Consider the following 16,981-nt stretch of genomic DNA (forward strand, 5'->3'; position numbering starts at 1 on the left):
GGCCGACCTCGGCGCAGACACGCTGTGAGATGATGAATGACCGAGACGACATGTCGATAGGGACATGTCCTCCGGGCTATGTCATCAGTGCATTCTCGTGCGTGAGGCGACGACGATCGCCTCGCATTGCGTGCGACCTGGCGGTCAGGCCCGGCGACGAAGTCAGGACGACGGGCCGAGGTCGGTGCGGCCGGTGATGAGGCCGGTCTTGCTGCCGTCGAGCAGGGCCAGCAACTCGCGCTCGATGACGCCGCCCGCCACGCTCTCGACGATCCGGCCGACCTCGCGACCTTCGCGCGAGACGATGATGGTCGGGACGTAGCGCAGATCGATCGCGGCCTTGTCGATCTGGGGGGCGGTCTTCTGGGTGTCGACGCCGATCTGCTTGAGCGTGAACGGCAGGGGGGCGCCGGCGGCGTCGAACGCCCGCCACAGCCGCGGGACCTCGCGGCGCGAGTCGCCGCACCAGGTGCCGAAGATGATGGTGACCTCGGCTCCGGGCGGCACGCTGGCGAGCTTCGCCGCCGCCTCGCCGTCGATCTCGGCGTCGCTGATCCACCCGGGGACCTGCTTCTCGACGTCGGCGCGCTCGACCGGTCCGACGAGCACCGGTGGGGCCTGATCCTGGGCGGAGGAGGGCGGGGTCGTCGCGTCGGAGCGACAGGCCGAGGTGGCGAGCACGACGGCGACGGCGAGGGAACGAGGATGCACCACGGACATATCCCGCGGACCGTAGCAGACTCGCGCGCGCGCGCCGAGACGCGACGCAGGGTCGCGGGTCGGCCGACGCGACGCGTCGTCGGGGGCCGGCCGGCGACGAACCGTGTGCCGTCGCTTCGAACGTCATTTCGCTGGTGTCGTCCGTCGCTACGGGGTCGCCGGGCATCGCCCCGGCATCGCGTGGATCCTCGCGTGGCGCACGGGAGGACCCGCGCGGTGTGGAGGTTCGTCGCGGAGATGTCGGGGGCGACGAGGCGTGTCGCGGAGATTGCCGGGAAGACGTCGGATGCTGCGCAAGTACTCGCGGTGCCGAGGCGCAGCCGCCTCGCGCATCGCTGCGTGGCACAAGCGCCAGGGAATTCGTTGCTGCCAGGTCTTCGCGTTGCCGACGCGTGCCGCGCAGACGGGAGGAAGACGGCAGGTGCTGCGAAGGTATCCGTTCCGCCGAGGCATTGCCGTCCGCGAGCATCGTCCCGCCATCGCGCCGCCGCGTCGCGTAGACGGTAGGGGAAATGTCGGGTGCTCGCGTCGCCGCTGCGTGTCGCGCAGACGTGAGCCGGGTGCTGCGAGGGTGCTCGCGCTGCCGAGTGTCGGAGTCCGCGAGATCCGCCAGCGCCCGGACCCTCGCGTCGCCGAGGTGCGCCGCGTCGACCTCGCCGGCTGCGGGCCCGGCGAGGCTGACGACGACGCGGTAGCGCGACCTCGGCGACGCGACGGCCATGGCGCGAGCCGGTCGCGGCTCAGGCGTGCAGCTTGGCCGCCAGCACATCGACCTGGTCGATGCGCGGCGGCTCGGCCAGCAGCTCGCCCGCGCGGGCCATCAGCGCCGCGGCGATCGAGCCCTCGAGGTGGGCGCGGCGGCCGGCGTCGTCGGCGAACGCGTCGAAGATGCCGAACTCTTGCGGGCCGAGGCGGATGGCGAACCACACAGCGGTGGCCTCCTCGCGCTGCGCCAGCGGCAGCGCGCCGGCGAGGAATCCGGCGACCTCCTCTTCCTTGCCAGGTTTTGCGACGATACGAGCCAACAGTCCGACCTTCACCATGTGCGTGCTCCTTTGTGCGTGACGCCCGGTCACGTTCGTCACCGTAGCGATCTGGCACGCAACGCGCTATTGGCGGAACCGACAACGATGGTATCGTTTCCGCCATGCAGGTCCAGGTGCTCGTCCTCGACGGGGTGTTCGACGCGGGGCTCGCTCTGGTGCTCGACACGCTCGACACCGCCAACGCGCTGGCGAGCGCGCCGGAGCAGCGGGCCCGCGTGGCGGTGGTCGGGGTGCGGCGACGGGTCCGGACGCACCTCGGCTTCGGGGTGCCGGTGGTGGAGCGGCCGCGGGCGCGGCCCGACGTCGTGATCGTGCCGGCGCTCGGGGCCAAGACGCCCGACGCGCTCGAGCGGGCGCTGGCGCGGCGCGACGTCGTCGACGCGACGGCGAGGCTGCAGGCCGCGGCCGCCGCGGGCACGCGGGTGACGGCGGCCTGCACCGCCACCTTCGTGCTCGGCGACGCCGGCCTGCTGGCGGGCCGCCGCGCGACCACGACCTGGTGGCTGGCGCCGTTCTTTCGCGCGCGCTTCCCCGCGGTCGCGCTGGACGACGCGCAGATGATCGTCGAGTCCGACAACATCGTCACCGCCGGCTCGGCCCTGGCGCACCTCGACCTCGCGCTGTGGCTGGTCCGCCGCCGCAGCCCGGCGCTCGCGCGCACGGTCGCCAATCACCTGCTCTACGACTCGCGCCCGTCGCAGGCGCCCTACGTGATGCCCGATCACCTGGCTCACGCCGATCCGCTGGTGGCCCGCTTCGAGGACTGGGCGCGCGGCCACCTGCGCGGCTTCACCATGGGCGCGGCGGCGCGGGCCGTCGGCGCGACCGAGCGCACGCTCGAGCGACGCGTGCGCGCGGTGCTCGGCAAGTCGCCGCTGTCGTTCGTGCAGGATCTGCGGGTGGCCCACGCGGTGCATTGCCTGCAGACGAGCGACGCGTCGCTCGACGCGATCGCTACCGAGGTCGGCTACAGCGAGGCGACGACGCTGCGCACGCTGCTGCGCCGTCGCACGGGCCGCGGGGTGCGAGAGCTGCGGCGGGCCTGACAGCAGGCGCGGGGCGGCTCGCTCCGCGATCGTGGCGTGGGGGCTGCTTTCGTTCCGGGCGTGTCACGCGGCGATGCGGCGGGTCGTTCAATCGCTGCCGCTTCGACTCGCATCGGATCGACAATGCGCCTCGCCGGGGCGGACGACGCGAATCGACGACCTCGATGCGGTCGCGGCGGATCGAGCCATCGCGCAATTGCTGGGTCCGCCGATTCGATCGCGCAGCGCCGCGGCTCGTCGCCGCGACGCTCGCTCGTCGTCAGGGCACGTACTTCTCGCGCAGCGCCACGGCCTCCTGGCGCGCGGCCTGCAGCGGCGGGTCGTCGCAGAAGGTCGTCGTCGCGTCGTGCAGCGTGCCGCCGAGCTCGAGCTCCATCGTCTCGAAGACGTCGGACGGCGGGTTGCAAAGCGGCTCGGGGCTGTCGAGCACGGCGACGAGGGCAGGGTCGGTGAACACTTCGAGGGCCAGCGCGAAGTCCTCGGCGCTGATCTCGACCTCGGTCACCGGGTTGCCGAGGTCGCCGACCTTTTCGACCCGCAAGATCCGCGTCGAGAGCAGCTCCACGAAGCCGTCGCAGTCGGCTTCGGGGGGGCACAGGCCCGCGACCGAGCGCACGTTGAAGCGCTCGAACTCGCCGGGGTCGACGGTGGTGCCGGTGGTGTCGTCGGCGGTGGTGCCGGTGGTGTCGACGGCGGTGGTGCCGGTGGTCTCTTCGCCGGTGGTGGAGTGGCTGACCGCGCCGGTGGTGCCGTGGCTGTCGTCACCCGTGGTGGCGAGGGTCTCGCCGCCGTCGTCGCCGGTCTGACTCTCGCTGACCGAAGTGCTGGGGGTCGGATCGTCCGTGGTGGCCGCGCTGGTGGCGGTCGAGTCGCTGTCGCCGCCGAGGGTGTCGCCGATGTTCTTCGAGTCGGGCAAGCAGCCGGCGAGCAGCGTGGTGACGACGAGGCAAGGAGAGAGGAGGCGTGCGAAGTGCATGCGCCTGAGTGCCCGGGTGCCGGGGCGGCCATCACGGGGGCGGCGAATTTTTTCGCAGGTGGGGTCGGGCACGGCGGTTCTCGTCGTGGCGTCGGCTCGTGCTCGCGCTCGGGGCCCCGGTCATGCGTCGGCGCAGGTTCGTGCGCGATGCGGAGCGGTCGAAGCGTGGGGACGCCTCATGGCGTCGGTTCGCGGTCGGGCGAGTTCGTGGCGGGGAGGGTGCAATCGAGGCGCACGCGGGCTGCGAGCGCGCTGTCCGGGTGCGCGTGCAGAAAGGCTTCGCCCTCGCGCTGACCCTCGCGCGTGCGGCCCGACCGGCACAGCGCGATCGCCCGCAGGCCGAGGCGCTCGCGCTGCAAGACGCCGGTCGGGAATTCGCGCTGGTGGCGTCGCAGCTCGGCGAGGGCCTCGTCGGTGCGGCCGGCCTCGATCGCGGCGCGCGCGGCGGTGATCCGCGCCGCTTCGCGGGCGAGGTCCTCTGCGGAGAGGGCGGCGGACGGCTGCGAGGGGGCATGCGCGCGGGTCGACGCGTGCGCGGGGTCGCGGGCATGCGCGGATGAATCACCCTCATCGAGATCGGCGGCGTCGCTCTGTCGGTGCACGTGCCGGGGCGCGACGGCGGGTGGAGCTTCGGGGGACGCTCCGGCGGCGCGCGCATCGGGGGGTGAAAGATCGGCGGGGGGAAGGGGCGCTTCGCTTTCGCCGGAATTCTTGCGAGAGGGAGCAGCGGGCGGTGCTTCGGCGCCGCGTGCATCGACATGAGAGGCAGTGGTGGCGTGGGTGTCGCCGCTATCCGAGCGCGAGTCGGGCCGCGCTGCGGCGTCGCCGGCTCTTGTGTGCGAGGGCGCCGAGCTGCGATCGGCAGCCTCCGCGGTGGTCGGAGCTGCGGGGCGGGCTGCGACGATCACCAGAGTACCGGCGACCGCCAGTCCCAGCGTCCAGGCGGCTGCAGAGTGGCCAGCCGCGGCGGCCCCCTGCGCGAGCGCGGCGCCGGGGGCAGCCGAGGCAGCGCCGAGGGCCAGCAGCAGCGCCGCCCACACGCGCGCCTGGGCGCCTCGCGGCGGGGCCTCGGGGGTCCTCGCGCTCCGCAGCGCGGTCGGGGCGACGGCGGCGAACGTGCGATCGAACTGCTCACGGACCAGCCGGATCCGCGAATACACGGTGTTGACATTCACGCCGAGGGTCTGTGCAATCTCGGTTGCCGACATTTCCTCGTAGAGATGGAGCACGAACACGGCGCGGCGGTCGTCGTCGAGGCCGTCGAGAAATTCGGCGAGCCGCCGCCGGGCCTCGCGGCGCGCCAGCTCGTCGTCGGTGTGCGCGGGCGCGTCGTCGGGGACGGCGGCCAGGCGCGCGTGCCGTCGCAGCCGCCGCGCCTCGGTCCGGCGGTGGCGCGCGGCGACCCGGCGGGCGACGCCGAAGATCCAGGTCTTGAGGCTCGAGCGGCCGGCGAACTCGGGCAGGCGGCGGTAGACGACGAGGAAGAGGTCCTGGACGGCGTCTTCCTGGGCCTCGGGCGGGACGCCGAGGCGGCGCAGGCTGGCCCAGGCGTACTCGAACTGGGCCTGGTAGAGCTCGGGGAACGAGGGCGAGTTCGGGCCGCTCACGGTGCTCCTGGGTGCCCGGCTGCCAGCCCGCCCATCACGGGAATCGGGCTTCGATGCCGAGCATGGGCCGGAGCCCGACGGCCTCGGCGCGCGCGAGCTCGCCGAGGCCGGCGACGTGGAAGCCGGGGCGCCGCAGGGCGACCAGGACGTCGAGGGTGAAGCTGACGGCAATGACGCGAGAGGGCGCCCAGACGAGGCCCGGGCTGAGCTGGGCGGCGAGCCAGAGATCGCCGGCGGGCTGCGGGGCGGCGACGCCACGGGCGACGGCGCGCACGAAGCCGAGCTCGAGGCCGCCGCAGACCGGGAACTCCAGCCGGCGCCAGCGCGGGACGCCGCAGGCGCGCACGGCCCCGGCGGCGAGCAGAAGGCGGGCGCCGACGCCGGCCGGCTCGGGGTAGGCGAGGGCCCGCGCGGCATAGGTGCCGCCGAGCTCGACGCGCCACGGGCCGCGGAAGACGGCGAAGGCGAGGCCAGCGGCGGGCGCAAAGGCCGGGATGCCACCAATTTCGCCGCCGCCGGCGATCCGCACCGCCCCTCGCACCGGGGCGGCCAGGCTTGGGACGGGCGGGTCGTCGGCGAGGTCGCCGGCGAGCGCGCCCTCGCGCAGGGGGGCGGCGGCGGGCGAGAGCGGCGGCTCCGGATCACCGAGGTTTGGCGCGGTGGCGCGCACGGGCGCGGTGCCGGGCGACGATGGCTGCTCGGGAGCGCCGAGGTTTGGCGCGGTGGCGCGCACGGGCGCGGTGCCGGCCGGCGATGGCTGCTGCGGATCGCCGAGGTTTGGCGCGGTGGCGCGCACGGGCGCCGCGTTGGGCGAGGGCAGCGGCTCCGAGTTGCCGATCTCGGGAGTGGCGGGGAGCCGCGAGGTCGCGGCCGCGGCCGTGGGCAGACCCGGCGCACCCGGGCGAGACGCCGGGGCGCCCGACGGGGCACCCGCGGCCGGCGATTTCGGGCCGCGGAGGTCGGCCGTCATGCGCGTGGCGATTTCCTCGGGCGCGACGGCGAGGGCGATCAGCAGCGCCGTCACGTCCGCCAGGCCGCGGCAGTCGCGGGCCTCGATCGTGCGGCGGTCGTCGAGCCGGTGCCCGCGCAGCGTCAGCCGCAGGCGCCAGCCGCCTCGCGGTCGCGGCGTCACGTCGGCCGCGGCGCGCACGAGCGGCCCGGACGGCGGGACGGGCACGAGCTCGCGCAGCCGCTGGTGGATCGCGTCGGCGTCGGGACAGGCGGCCGGCGCCCGCCAGCTCAGCTCGACCCGAGGGGCGTCCGGCGTCGACCCCAGCGCGACGAGCAAGCCTGCGAGCGCCACGAGCACGCGCCGATTCTACGCCGCCGCGAGACCCGCAGGCCGCGAACGTGCGGCGCTCGATGAGTGTGCGACCGCGCTCGGGCCTGCGCCGGAGGCATGCCGGGTGTGACCCCGAGGGAGGGAGCGGGGCAAGGCGAGCAGCAGCACTGCGCTCGATGCATTGCAGGGCGCAGACATTTGCATCGAGGTTTAAGTATAGGAAGAGCCTGCGCGTCGTGGCATCGAACATTGGTTCGGGCAATGCGCAGAGCGCAGGCCGATGCCAACAGGCATTGCGATCCCCGGGCTGATGCCAGCAACATAGCGATGGAACGTACATGATCCGAGCGGCGCGCGGCCGCCGAATCACCGCAGCGCGAGCCGGGGCATCCGCCGAGCGCGACGCGCCCCGCGACATGTCCTTCAAGACATGCATGAACGGACAGCCCAAGCTCCTCAGCCCGCACCCCACGCGCGAAAGCGCAGCCCCCACCCGCACATGCGGGCATGCATTCGCCCTGTAAGCCGCGGGCCCCGGGGCGGCGTTCGCCGGTTCGACGATGGACACGCGCACCCTGAAGATCTCCCGGCCTTGCCCCATCGAGCTCGACGCCGACCGCAGCGGCCGCCAATTCTTCTGCGATCACTGTCAAAAGGACGTCCACGTCCTCGCCAACTGGCCCCGCGCCGAGGCCGAGGCGTTCCTGGCCGCCAACCGCGGGCGTTCGGTGTGCGTCTCGCTCCGGCGCGACGCCGGCGGCGCGCTGCAGTACGCCGATTCGCCGCCGCGAACGCCCCCACCGGCGCTGGTCCCGGTCGCGCGCCTGCGCCGGCGCTGGTTGCCCGAGGCGGCCGCTGCCGCCGGTGTGGCCGCGGCCCTGAGCGCCTGCACGCCGCACGGGCCGACGAGGCCCGTCGAGAGGCTCGAGCCCGAGGTGGACGTCGTGCTCAGCGTCGCCGCCGGCGGGGTCAACATTCCCCACGAGATCGCTCCCCCGGCGCCGATGATCCGGGGCGAGCTGGCTCCGGAGCCGCAGATCGAGCGCGGCGAGAAACCTGCCATCGAGCCGCCCGCGACCCAGCCCCGTGGCCCCGTGAAGGCGCCGAAGCAGCCGGCGAACGAGCCGGAGCCGCAGACCTTCGACGGCGGCCTCGACCTGTGAGCGCAGGCCCCGATCGCATGGGCACCACGGCATCCGCGGGGCACGCGGCGATCGGCAACAGATGCGACATGTCCCGAGAGACATGCGATGGATCCGCGCGGCGTCCGGAAGTCGAGACCCCGCGCGAGCACAGCCCCGGGGCCGCCCGATCGCCCGACCGAAGGTCCGCGCCGATCCACGCCTCACGCGGTTCACGTGGGCGCTCCGACGCGCGCCCGTCCGCTGCGTAGCGACGCCCCGCGGACGCGGTTCGCGGCTCCACCCGGGCTTGTGGTCGCGCGACGGATTGACACGCCGTCTCGAGCCGGCGAAAGCTCGTGCATGGCTTTGCTTCCCGAGACCCGATTGTTCCCGTGCACCGCGTGCCACGAACTGGCGTGCGCCGCCGATCCCGCCTGCCCGCACTGCGGCACCGCGTGGTCTCCCTCCGAGCGCGCAGGCCGGCTCGCGGCGCTCGCCGCAGCGCTGGCGATGGCGGCCTGCAACCTCAGCGACCCGCAGCCGGAGTACGGCAGCCCCGACACGATCACGGAGGGCGGGACCACCGAGACGACGGGCACGGACGCGACGACCACGACGAGCACGACCACGACGAGCACGACGAGCACGGACACGACGGACACCGATCCGACGAGCGCGGGCACGACGCCGACCACCGGCACGAGCACGACGAGCGACGGGACCACCGACACGGACACGACCGACGCGACCGGCCCATAGCCGTTGCGGGGCCGCGAGCAGCCAATTCGGCGCTGCGCTCGCGGGTGGCCGCGTCGACCGCTTGCACTTTGCGCGGAACCGGCGACCCTCGGGTGCATGTCCACCCGGATCTTGCTCATCCGCCACGGCGCCACCGTGCTGTCCGCCGAGGACCGCTTCGCCGGCTCGACCGACGTCGACCTGTCCGACGAGGGGCGGCGCCAGGCCCGGTGCCTCGGCGAGCGGCTCGCCGATCAGGAACTCGCCGCCGTCTACGCGAGTCCGATGCGGCGCGCCCACGAGACCGCGACGCTGGTGTCCGCCGCCTGCGGGCGCGAGCCGATCGCCGAGCCCGGCCTGCGAGAGATCGACCACGGCCGCTGGGAGGGGCTCACGCGCGCCGAGGTCGAGGCGCGCTTCCCCGCGGAGTACGGCGCCTGGGAGGAGGACCCGTACACCTTCGCGCCCGAGGGCGGCGAGCCGGGCCTGGAGGTGATGGCCCGCGCGCTGCCTGTCATCCGCCGGATCGTGCTGCAGCACCCCGACCAGACCGTCGCCGTCGTCTCGCACAAGGCGACCATCCGCCTGGTCCTCTCGAGCCTGCTCGGCATCGACGCCCGCGGCTACCGCGACCGCCTCGACCAAGCGCCTGCGTGCCTCAACATCCTCGAGTTCAAGGACGTCGTGCGCGCCCGCCTGATGCTCTACAACGACGTCTCGCACTACACCGACTACACCGCCCGCCCGAGCGCGAAGCTCTCGAAGTGGTGGGACCACCCGTGAGCGCCGCGACCTGGTGATACGAGCATGTCCGTGAGGGCATGTGCGATCGGCCATGTCTTGAAGGACATGTCCATTCAGCCTTGCTCGTAAGCGATGCGCGGCTGTTCGCAGCGCTCGATGCGCCGCAGGCGCTCGCGCAGTGGCGGGAGCTGCCCCCGGGTTGGCGGGCGGCCGGCGACACCACCCGCGAGCTCGACCGGCGGGCTGGACAGTAAACCACGGCTCGACCTGCGCCCGGGGAAGAGCGCTTGCAGGGCCCTCGCGCTCGTTTGCAGCCGCGAGGAAATTCCGGCGTTGCAAGGCGCGCACGTTTTCCCGCTTGACCTTGACACTGACGTCAAGGTTTAGGGTCTCGTCCGGAGGTGTCGATGAGGATCGGAGAGCTCGCAACGCGGACGGGGGTCAGCCCTCGCGCGATCCGCCACTACGAGAAGGCCGGCTTGCTCAGCGCCGGTCGTCTCTTCAACGGCTATCGCGACTTCGGCGACCAGGCGGTGGCCGAGGTGAAGCACGTCGCGCGCATGATCCGGCTCGGCTTCTCGCTCGAAGAGATAGCGACCTTCCCCGCCTGCATGTTCACCGACGGCGCCGCCGCGCTCTGTCCCGTCGCCTTGCAGGCCCACCGCGACAAGCTCGAGGAGATCGAGACCTTGATCGCGGAGCTGGAGGAGCGTCGTGATCGCCTGCTCGCCACCCTCAAGGCCGCCGCGCAGCAGAGCGCGCAGGCAGCGAGGGTAGCGAGCCGCGACCAGGAGGCGAACGGACCATGAGACGCAGACAATTTTTCACGAACCTCGGACTCGCCGCGGGCGCCGCGGCCCTGACCACCACCCACCAAGCCCACGCGGCCGCACCCGTGCCCGCGACCGCGCCGCGCACCTACGTGCTCATCCACGGCGCGTGGCACAGCGCGTTGCACTGGGCGCGGATCGTCCGGCTGCTCAGCGCCCGCGGCCATCGCGTCGTGGCGCTCGACCTGCCGGGTCACGGCCTCTCGGCCCGGTTCCCGCGCGCTTACCTCGGCGCGGATCGGGCCGCCTTCGCCGCCGAGGTCTCGCCGCAGAAGGACCTCCGCCTCGACGACGCCGCCGACCTCGTGATCGCCGCCCTGCGCGAGCTGCAGGGCCCGTCGCGGCCGATCGTCGTCGGCCACAGCATGGGCGGCACCGTCATCACGCGGGTGGGCGAGCGCGCCCCGGAGCTGGTCGGCCGGCTCGTCTACCTCACCGCCTACTGCCCCGTGCGGCGCGGCCCCACGAGCGCGTACGGTGAGCTGCCCGAGGCCAGGCACGCGAAGGTCGATGGCTTGATGCTCGGCGATCCAGGCAAGACTGGCGTCGTCCGCATCGATCCGCGCGGCGACGCCAATTACCGCGCGCTGCTGCGCGCCGGCTTCTATCACGACGTCCCGGAGGACGAGTTCCTCGCTTTCGCCCTGGCGCTGACGCCCGACCTGCCGCTCGGCTACTGGACCACCGACGTCGGCGCGACGAAGGAGCGCTGGGGATCCTTGCCGCGGACCTTCATCCGCTGCACCGACGATCGCGCCCTGCCGCTCGCCCTGCAGGACCTCATGATCCGCGAAGCCGACGCCTGGACGCCGACCCATCGCTTCGACCGCAAGACCCTCAAGACCAGCCACTCGCCGTTCGCCTCGGCCCCCGAGGCCCTGACGGCGCTGCTCCACGAACTGCCGTGAGCGAAGCGCGGAGCCGAGTCGGCTCGCGCGCGGTCCCGGCGTCGAAGCTCCCGATTTGCGACCACTCCTGCGTCTGCGACCCGCGTCGTTGCTCGTCACGACAGCGGGTGATACTGCTGCGAGCATGATCGGCCTCGAGGACATCGCCATCACCCGCTGGGGCGCTGTGGGACCGCGCATCGTCCTCGTCCACGGCGGGGTGCAGGGCAGCAAGGTCCGCGGCGAGCGTCACTTCTCGGCGCAGGCGCGGCTCGTCGACCGCGGCTTCCAGCTGCTCGTGCCCGACCGGCCCGGCCACGGACGCAGCTCGGCGCCGGGCCGCCCTGACGACGCCGAGGCTGACGGCGAGTGGGCCGCGCAGTTGCTGGGCGACGGCGCCCACCTCGTCGGTCACTCGTTCGGCGGCTGCGTCGCGCTCGCTGCCGCGGCCCGGCGGCCCGCCGCGGTCCGCAGCCTCACGCTCATCGAGCCCGCCATGCTCGCGCTCGCCATCGCCAGCCCTGCCGTCCTCGGCTTCGTGCTCCGCACCGCCCTCACGCTCAAGCTCTCGCGCGATCACGAGGCCCGCGCCCGGCGGTTCGGCGAGCTCATGCACATCCCCGACGGCCTCCACGGCGACGACGCGTCCGAGCTCGCCGCCATCGGCCAGGCCATCGAACACCTCGTGGTCCCGCGCAAGGTCGACCTCGAGCGCGAGCTCGCGGTCATCGCTCAGGCGGGCATCCCCCTGCTGGTCGTCACCGGCGGCTGGGGCCGCGCCCTCGACGTGTCCGCCAGGAGGGCCGCCGTCCTGGGCCGCGGCCGCCTCGTCACCATCGAGAGCCCCCATCACTTCCCGCAGCTCGTCTCCGAAGCGTTCAACGAGCGCCTCGCCGCCTTCGTCACCGCCGCGGAGCGCCGCCTGGTCGCCTGAGAATCCGCGCAGCGGGGGCGGGTGAGCCTCACGCACCCGCGGATGTCTCTCGGGACAGGTCGGTCCGCAACCTGCGGGCGTCCCGAGTCCCGCAGGGCCGTACCGGAGTGCGTCTCCAGGTCGGCTGCTCGACGAGGCTCAACCCCAGTCATTGCCGCATTGAAGGACCCTCGTTCGAGAGCCTGGGTTCGGCCTCGGGTCTGCGGCTCACCAGGCACGCGACGCGATCGATGCGGTCCGCGAACTCGATCGCCGCACTGGCATCCGCGGCCTCCCCCGACACCGAGCGCACGATCTTGCCGCCATCACCGCGAATAACGAGCATCGCCTTCCGCGTCGCCATGTACACGAGGACGAGCACGACGGCAGCGACAGCCCCGAGTGCGATCTTGTCTGCCAACCCCGCGACGACAAGGGTGATGACAGCGAGGACCAGCAAGCCCGGTTCTTCGCGCTTGACGACCTCCGTACCGCTGAGGCAGTGCAGGAGGAGCGTCGTCGAAGTGTTCGTCTCTTGATTGCGATAGACCACGCGGTGCGTGGTGAGTGTCACCGCGTTCCAGGTGCAGAGCTCGTGCTCGTTCGGGAAGTACTTGCGTTGCGTCATGATGCTTCGACGTTTCGGCAGGCCAGGCGGCCCGTATCAGCGGGGCCGGGTCGCGGGGTCCAGGCGCGGAGACCTGCCAGAACTCAGCGCCCTGGGGTCTGAACAGGTAGTGTCGGCAGCCGGCCAGTCCGGTCACGGAGAGCGCTCGTTCGATGGCAGGCGAGGGCACCCGGACCCACCACGACCCGCGGCTGTCCCGAGAGACATACGCGCCACAAACCCAGTCGCCCGGCGACCAGGCAGGGCCATGATGGTCTTCACAGGGCGGGCGAGGGGCGGCGCAGTGGGAGGCAGCGAGGTCCCCATGCCTCACGCGCAGGCGCGGCGGGCCTCTACGGACACGCCCCGTCGAGTCGATGGCAGGCGAGGGCACCCGGACCCACCACGACCCGCGGCTATCCCGAGAGACATACGCGCCACAAACCCAGTCGCCCGGTGACAGGCGGGGCCGCGACGGTCTTCACAGGGCGGGCGAGGGGCGGCGCAGCTGACTCACCACGACAATCGGCTGTCCCGAGAGACATACGCGCCACGAGCCCCTTTGCGCGGTGACCAGGCGGGGCCACGACGGTCTTCACAGGGTGGGCGAGGGGCGGCGCAGTGGGACGCAGCGAGGGGCCCCATGCCTCACGCGCAGGCGCGGCGGGTCTCTGCGGACAGGGCCCCGTCGCACCCTCCGCGCCGAGCATGTGGCATGGCAGGTCTCGCGTCGCGACGGACCCGCTGCGCCGCCCCTCGTCCGCCCGCTCGACAATATCCTGGCCCCGCCCCGAGGGACCCGCGACAGGAGCCGCGCGACGAGACCTGTCCCGAGGGACAGGCGACAGGAGCCGCGCGACGAGACCTGTCCCGAGGGACACGCGACAGGAGCCGCGCGGCGAGACCCCGAGGGACGCGCGACGAGAGCCGCCTGCAGACGACCCTCGAGAGCGAAGCGAGCAAAACGCGAAGAGCCCCCGTGGACGCGCCACGAGAGCTCCTGCGCCTCGGCGTCGAGTCAGCCTACCAGCGAGCCTGCGCCAGCAAGAAGAACCCGAGCCGGTTCGTCACGTTCGGATCCTCGAACACGCGGATCCGGCCCGACTCGTTGCTCGCCTTCACGAACTTCGTCCGGTTGTTGTCGAGCGTATAGCGCAGCTCCGACACCACCACGAAGAACGGCGCGATGTCCCACTTCAGCGTCAGCTTGCCCGACAGGATGTCGAACGGGTTCTGGCCGGCTGGCAGGACCTCCTGGTCCCAGAACTCGCGGTACACGTTCGTCGTGTCGCCGACCTTGATCGACGCCGGCGACTTGTACGCCAGCACGGCGCCGGGCGTCAGCTTCGAGCGCTCGAAGTAGTAGTCGAGGCCCAGCGAGCCCCACAGCTCGGGCGACACCCGCGCCTCGTGGGGGAACGTCTGGTACGGGAACACGCCCGGGATCGACAGCACCACGAACGCCAGGTCGCGGTAGATGGCATTCGCGAACAGGCGCAGCTTCTTGATCCGCAGCTTGCCGAGGAACGCCGCCGCCTTGGCCGGCTGGATCCGCGTCGTATCGGGCTGCTCGAACTGCTGCAGCGTCTGGCCGACCGTCGTAAACTCGATCGCTGCCGAGCCGGCGGTGCGGTTGTCGTAGATCTGGTTCTGCGTCAGCAGGAAGCTGGCGTCCGGGCTGTAGCGGAACAGCTGGAAGTCGATCGACGTGCCGATCGGGACGCCCCAGTGGGCCGTCAGGCGGGTCGAGCCGCCGAACGTCTGCACCGTCTTGCCGCCGATGCGCGAGTTCGGCGAGAACATCGGGAACGCGCCCGACTGGTAGTAGCCGCCGTTGACCTCCCACGCGAGCCACGGCGTGAAGCCGATGCCGAACCCGGCGAGCGCCGAGTAGTACGTCTGCGGCTCGTTGATCTTCTCGTTGAGCAGGCGCGCCGACTTGGCGCCGAGGAACACGTAGCTGTCCTTGCCGGTGCCGACGTTCCAGTCGTAGCGCAGGCGCAGGCCCGGCGTCTGGCCGGTGTTGTTGGGGAACATGCGCTCGCCGCCCCACGTGACCGCGTACGTGTACCCGAGCAGGAACCGCTGCGAGTCGACCGGGAACATCGTCAGCGAGATGTTATCGCCGGTGTAGTCGTTGCGCTTCGTGTAGAAGTTGAGCTTGCCGTACGAGCCGTCGTCGCTGAGCGTCGTGTAGTTCTGGAACGTCTTGCCGTCGTGCCACTGCTCGATCTCGGTGACGAACGCCGCCTCCGCGTCCATCCGCTTGAAGAACGTCGGCATGCGCTTGTAGACGACGAGCTGCGTCTCGGTCTCGAAGCCGCGCTTCTCCTGCTCGATCGCGTCGTAGAACAGGCGGTCGGCCGCCAGCTTGAAGCCGGCCGAGGGCGAGCGGTCCTTCGCGCCGGCGAGCAGGTTGTCGTCGGAGATGGCGAACGTGAGGCGCGTCGCCATCGCGTTGCCGGCCGTCCACTGGTTGTAGCCCGTCGACGGCATCGCCCGCTGGTCGTCGACGCTGCGGCGCTGCTCCTGGGTGGCCAGGCGCTGCTCGGCGCGGTCGACCCGCGTGCGCAGGGCCCGGAGCTCCTTCTGCAGCGCGTCGATGTCGACCGCCTGCGTCGTGCTGGTCGGAGGGGCAGGTCCCTCGGCGCTGGTCGCATCCGGCTCGGCCGGCGGCGGCGCGGCCGACGGGGCTGGCGGCGTCAGCGTCGGCGTCTGGCTGGCCGAGGCAGGCGGCTGGCTCGACCCGGGGGGCGGACCGGAGTCGCCCTGGCTGGGCTGGAGCGACGCGAGGGCGAGGCCGGGCGCGAGCCAGGCGACGGCGAGGACGGCGGCGGGAAGGGGCCACTGCATGGGGTACGTGGTCTCTCGGCTACGGGACCGGAGGCGTCGGCGGGGGGCGAGGTCCGGGTTACTTGACGAGGTCGTCGGCGGTGCGCGGGGCCAGCTTGAAGTTCTCGAAGCTGAACACCAGCGGGCCGGTGATCGACGCGAAGGTGTCGTCGACCGCGGGCTTGGGCCAGTCGGCGGTGGCGAAGAACAGGTCGTCGAGGCGGAGGCCGCCGTCGATCGTCCACTCGCCGAACATGTCGGCCTCGGCGGTCACCGTCACGTTCTCGACGGTGACGAGCACCGACTCGTAGTTCTCGCTCATCGAGCCCGAGGTGGCGACGTCGGCCGCGTCGACCACGATCGGCGAGGGCACGGCGTCGGTGCCGCTGACGATCACGTCGCCGGCCTTGCCGGCGGTGATCTGCGACATCTCGTAGAACTCGGAGTAGAGCCCGTTGATGGTGACGACGTCGCCGGGCTGGACCGCCAGCATGTCGGGGTTCTGGTTGATGTAGACGTAGATGCCCGAGTACTCGCCGCCGGCCGGGTCCTGGACGAAGAAGCCGTCCTTCTTGAAGTTCAGCGGGCTGGTGACGACCACGTTCTCGACCGTGACGAAGCTGCCCTCGCCGACGTTGCCTTGCTGGATGTCGAAGATCGTGACGGCGCCCATCGGTCCGGTCGTGGTGTCGGTGTCGGTGTCGGTCGTGTTGCCGCCCTCGCACTCGAAGCCGACGTAGTCGTCGCAGCTGCGCGGCACCAGCTTGAAGTTGCCGAAGTTGTAGACCAGCGGCCCGGTGAGGGTCAGCGTGGTGTCGACCGGCGGCTTGGGCCCGCCCTCGGGCAGGAAGAACATGTCGTCGATGCGCAGGCCGCCGGTGACCTCGAACTCGCCGAAGCCGAGGTCGGCGTTGGTGACGTCGACGTTCTCGACGGTGACCACCACGCTCTCCCACACCTCGGTCAGCGCGCCGCCGTTGGCGATGTCGGGCGGCGACACGACCGGCGGGGTCGGGGGGGTGGCGGTGCCGGTGATCATGATGTCGTCGGCGAGCGAGATGTTGATCTCGCTGAACGTCTCGGTGCCGGTGTCGTCCATCGCCTTGTACTCGACGTACTCGCCGACGACGGTGAGCTTGTCGCCCGGCTTCGGCACCTTGCCCTGGGCCATCAGCTCGGTGGCGGTGTCAGGGTAGATGTAGAGCTGGATGCCCGAGTACTCGCCGCCGTCGAGCTCCTGGATGAACACCGAGCCAGCCCCGCTGCCGCTGAACTTCGTCGGCGAGACGACGACCACGTCCTTGACGCGCACCAGCGAGTTCGGCGTGACCTTGTCCTGCTGGAGGTCGAAGATGGTGGTGTCTTGCAGGCCACCGCCGTCGGTCGGCTGGTTGCCGGTCGGCGAGGAGTCGCCGGTGCCGGCGGTGCCGTCGGTCGCCGTCGCGTCGTCACCCGCGGTGGTGGAGTTGTTGAACGCGTTGCAGGCGAACAGACACAGCGCAGTGCAGGGGACGAGTCGACGCATGATTCCAGCTCCTTCGCAGCTCGTGGCCTCGAGAGGCCGTGCAGTGATTCGCGGCGCGTGCCGCCAGAAGAGGCGTTCCGTGCGCCCGGACACTTACTTTGCGG

General features: G+C 72.0%; 16 protein-coding genes. 8 read left to right on the forward strand and 8 right to left on the reverse strand.

Going from position 1 to position 16,981, the window contains the following annotated elements; genetic code table 11:
- Positions 1 to 162 precede the first annotated feature (162 nt).
- Together POL25_RS38640 and POL25_RS38645 are read right to left on the reverse strand one after the other, a co-directional pair.
- Positions 163 to 711 (reverse strand): TlpA family protein disulfide reductase, encoded by a 549-nt coding sequence (locus tag POL25_RS38640; RefSeq protein WP_272091412.1) that lies wholly within the window; start codon positions 709 to 711, stop codon positions 163 to 165.
- A 749-nt stretch (positions 712 to 1,460) separates the two neighbouring features.
- Positions 1,461 to 1,763 (reverse strand): putative quinol monooxygenase, encoded by a 303-nt coding sequence (locus POL25_RS38645; RefSeq protein ID WP_272091413.1) that lies wholly within the window; start codon positions 1,761 to 1,763, stop codon positions 1,461 to 1,463.
- 104 nt (positions 1,764 to 1,867) lie between these two features.
- Here POL25_RS38645 and POL25_RS38650 point away from each other — a divergent pair, with 104 nt between their 5' ends.
- A complete protein-coding gene (locus POL25_RS38650; protein ID WP_272091414.1) occupies positions 1,868 to 2,812 on the forward strand; it encodes a GlxA family transcriptional regulator in 945 nt (314 codons plus the stop codon).
- Positions 2,813 to 3,071: 259 nt separating this feature from the next.
- On the opposite strand, the gene POL25_RS38655 is transcribed toward POL25_RS38650, so the two are convergent.
- From POL25_RS38655 to POL25_RS44720, 3 genes are all read right to left on the reverse strand, one after another.
- Positions 3,072 to 3,788 (reverse strand): hypothetical protein, encoded by a 717-nt coding sequence (locus tag POL25_RS38655; protein WP_272091415.1) that lies wholly within the window; start codon positions 3,786 to 3,788, stop codon positions 3,072 to 3,074.
- A 176-nt stretch (positions 3,789 to 3,964) separates the two neighbouring features.
- Positions 3,965 to 5,395: an RNA polymerase sigma factor gene (locus POL25_RS38660; protein WP_272091416.1), complete on the reverse strand. Its 1,431-nt coding sequence runs from the start codon at positions 5,393 to 5,395 to the stop codon at positions 3,965 to 3,967.
- Between the two features lie 34 nt (positions 5,396 to 5,429).
- Entirely contained in the window at positions 5,430 to 6,704 is a 1,275-nt protein-coding gene (locus tag POL25_RS44720; RefSeq protein ID WP_272091417.1) for a hypothetical protein, read from the reverse strand.
- 533 nt (positions 6,705 to 7,237) lie between these two features.
- Between POL25_RS44720 and POL25_RS38670 the strand changes: the two genes are divergently transcribed.
- From POL25_RS38670 to POL25_RS38700, 7 genes are all read left to right on the forward strand, one after another.
- Positions 7,238 to 7,840, forward strand: coding sequence for a hypothetical protein (locus POL25_RS38670; protein WP_272091418.1), 603 nt, complete (start codon positions 7,238 to 7,240; stop codon positions 7,838 to 7,840).
- Between the two features lie 321 nt (positions 7,841 to 8,161).
- Positions 8,162 to 8,560, forward strand: coding sequence for a hypothetical protein (locus POL25_RS38675; RefSeq protein WP_272091419.1), 399 nt, complete (start codon positions 8,162 to 8,164; stop codon positions 8,558 to 8,560).
- Positions 8,561 to 8,656: 96 nt separating this feature from the next.
- The gene (locus POL25_RS38680) at positions 8,657 to 9,322 is read left to right on the forward strand and encodes a histidine phosphatase family protein (RefSeq protein ID WP_272091420.1); all 666 of its coding nucleotides are present in this window, start codon (positions 8,657 to 8,659) and stop codon (positions 9,320 to 9,322) included.
- Between the two features lie 80 nt (positions 9,323 to 9,402).
- Positions 9,403 to 9,537 carry a hypothetical protein gene (locus tag POL25_RS38685; RefSeq protein ID WP_272091421.1) on the forward strand — a complete coding sequence of 45 codons (135 nt, stop codon included), beginning with the start codon at positions 9,403 to 9,405 and terminating at the stop codon, positions 9,535 to 9,537.
- 153 nt (positions 9,538 to 9,690) lie between these two features.
- Positions 9,691 to 10,092: a MerR family transcriptional regulator gene (locus POL25_RS38690; protein WP_272091422.1), complete on the forward strand. Its 402-nt coding sequence runs from the start codon at positions 9,691 to 9,693 to the stop codon at positions 10,090 to 10,092.
- On the forward strand, positions 10,089 to 11,021 hold the full coding sequence (locus POL25_RS38695) for an alpha/beta fold hydrolase (protein WP_272091423.1): 933 nt from the start codon (positions 10,089 to 10,091) through the stop codon (positions 11,019 to 11,021). The genes POL25_RS38690 and POL25_RS38695 overlap by 4 nt, the downstream gene beginning before the upstream one ends.
- 124 nt (positions 11,022 to 11,145) lie before the next feature.
- Positions 11,146 to 11,934: an alpha/beta fold hydrolase gene (locus POL25_RS38700; RefSeq protein WP_272091424.1), complete on the forward strand. Its 789-nt coding sequence runs from the start codon at positions 11,146 to 11,148 to the stop codon at positions 11,932 to 11,934.
- Between the two features lie 148 nt (positions 11,935 to 12,082).
- On the opposite strand, the gene POL25_RS38705 is transcribed toward POL25_RS38700, so the two are convergent.
- From POL25_RS38705 to POL25_RS38715, 3 genes are all read right to left on the reverse strand, one after another.
- A complete protein-coding gene (locus POL25_RS38705) occupies positions 12,083 to 12,541 on the reverse strand; it encodes a hypothetical protein (RefSeq protein WP_272091425.1) in 459 nt (152 codons plus the stop codon).
- Between the two features lie 1,002 nt (positions 12,542 to 13,543).
- Positions 13,544 to 15,373 (reverse strand): hypothetical protein, encoded by a 1,830-nt coding sequence (locus POL25_RS38710; protein WP_272091426.1) that lies wholly within the window; start codon positions 15,371 to 15,373, stop codon positions 13,544 to 13,546.
- Between the two features lie 58 nt (positions 15,374 to 15,431).
- Positions 15,432 to 16,877 carry a hypothetical protein gene (locus POL25_RS38715; protein ID WP_272091427.1) on the reverse strand — a complete coding sequence of 482 codons (1,446 nt, stop codon included), beginning with the start codon at positions 16,875 to 16,877 and terminating at the stop codon, positions 15,432 to 15,434.
- Positions 16,878 to 16,981: the final 104 nt, after the last annotated feature.

Source organism: Nannocystis bainbridge (genome assembly GCF_028368995.1).
GTDB classification, from domain to species: Bacteria; Myxococcota_A; Polyangia; order Nannocystales; family Nannocystaceae; genus Nannocystis; species Nannocystis bainbridge.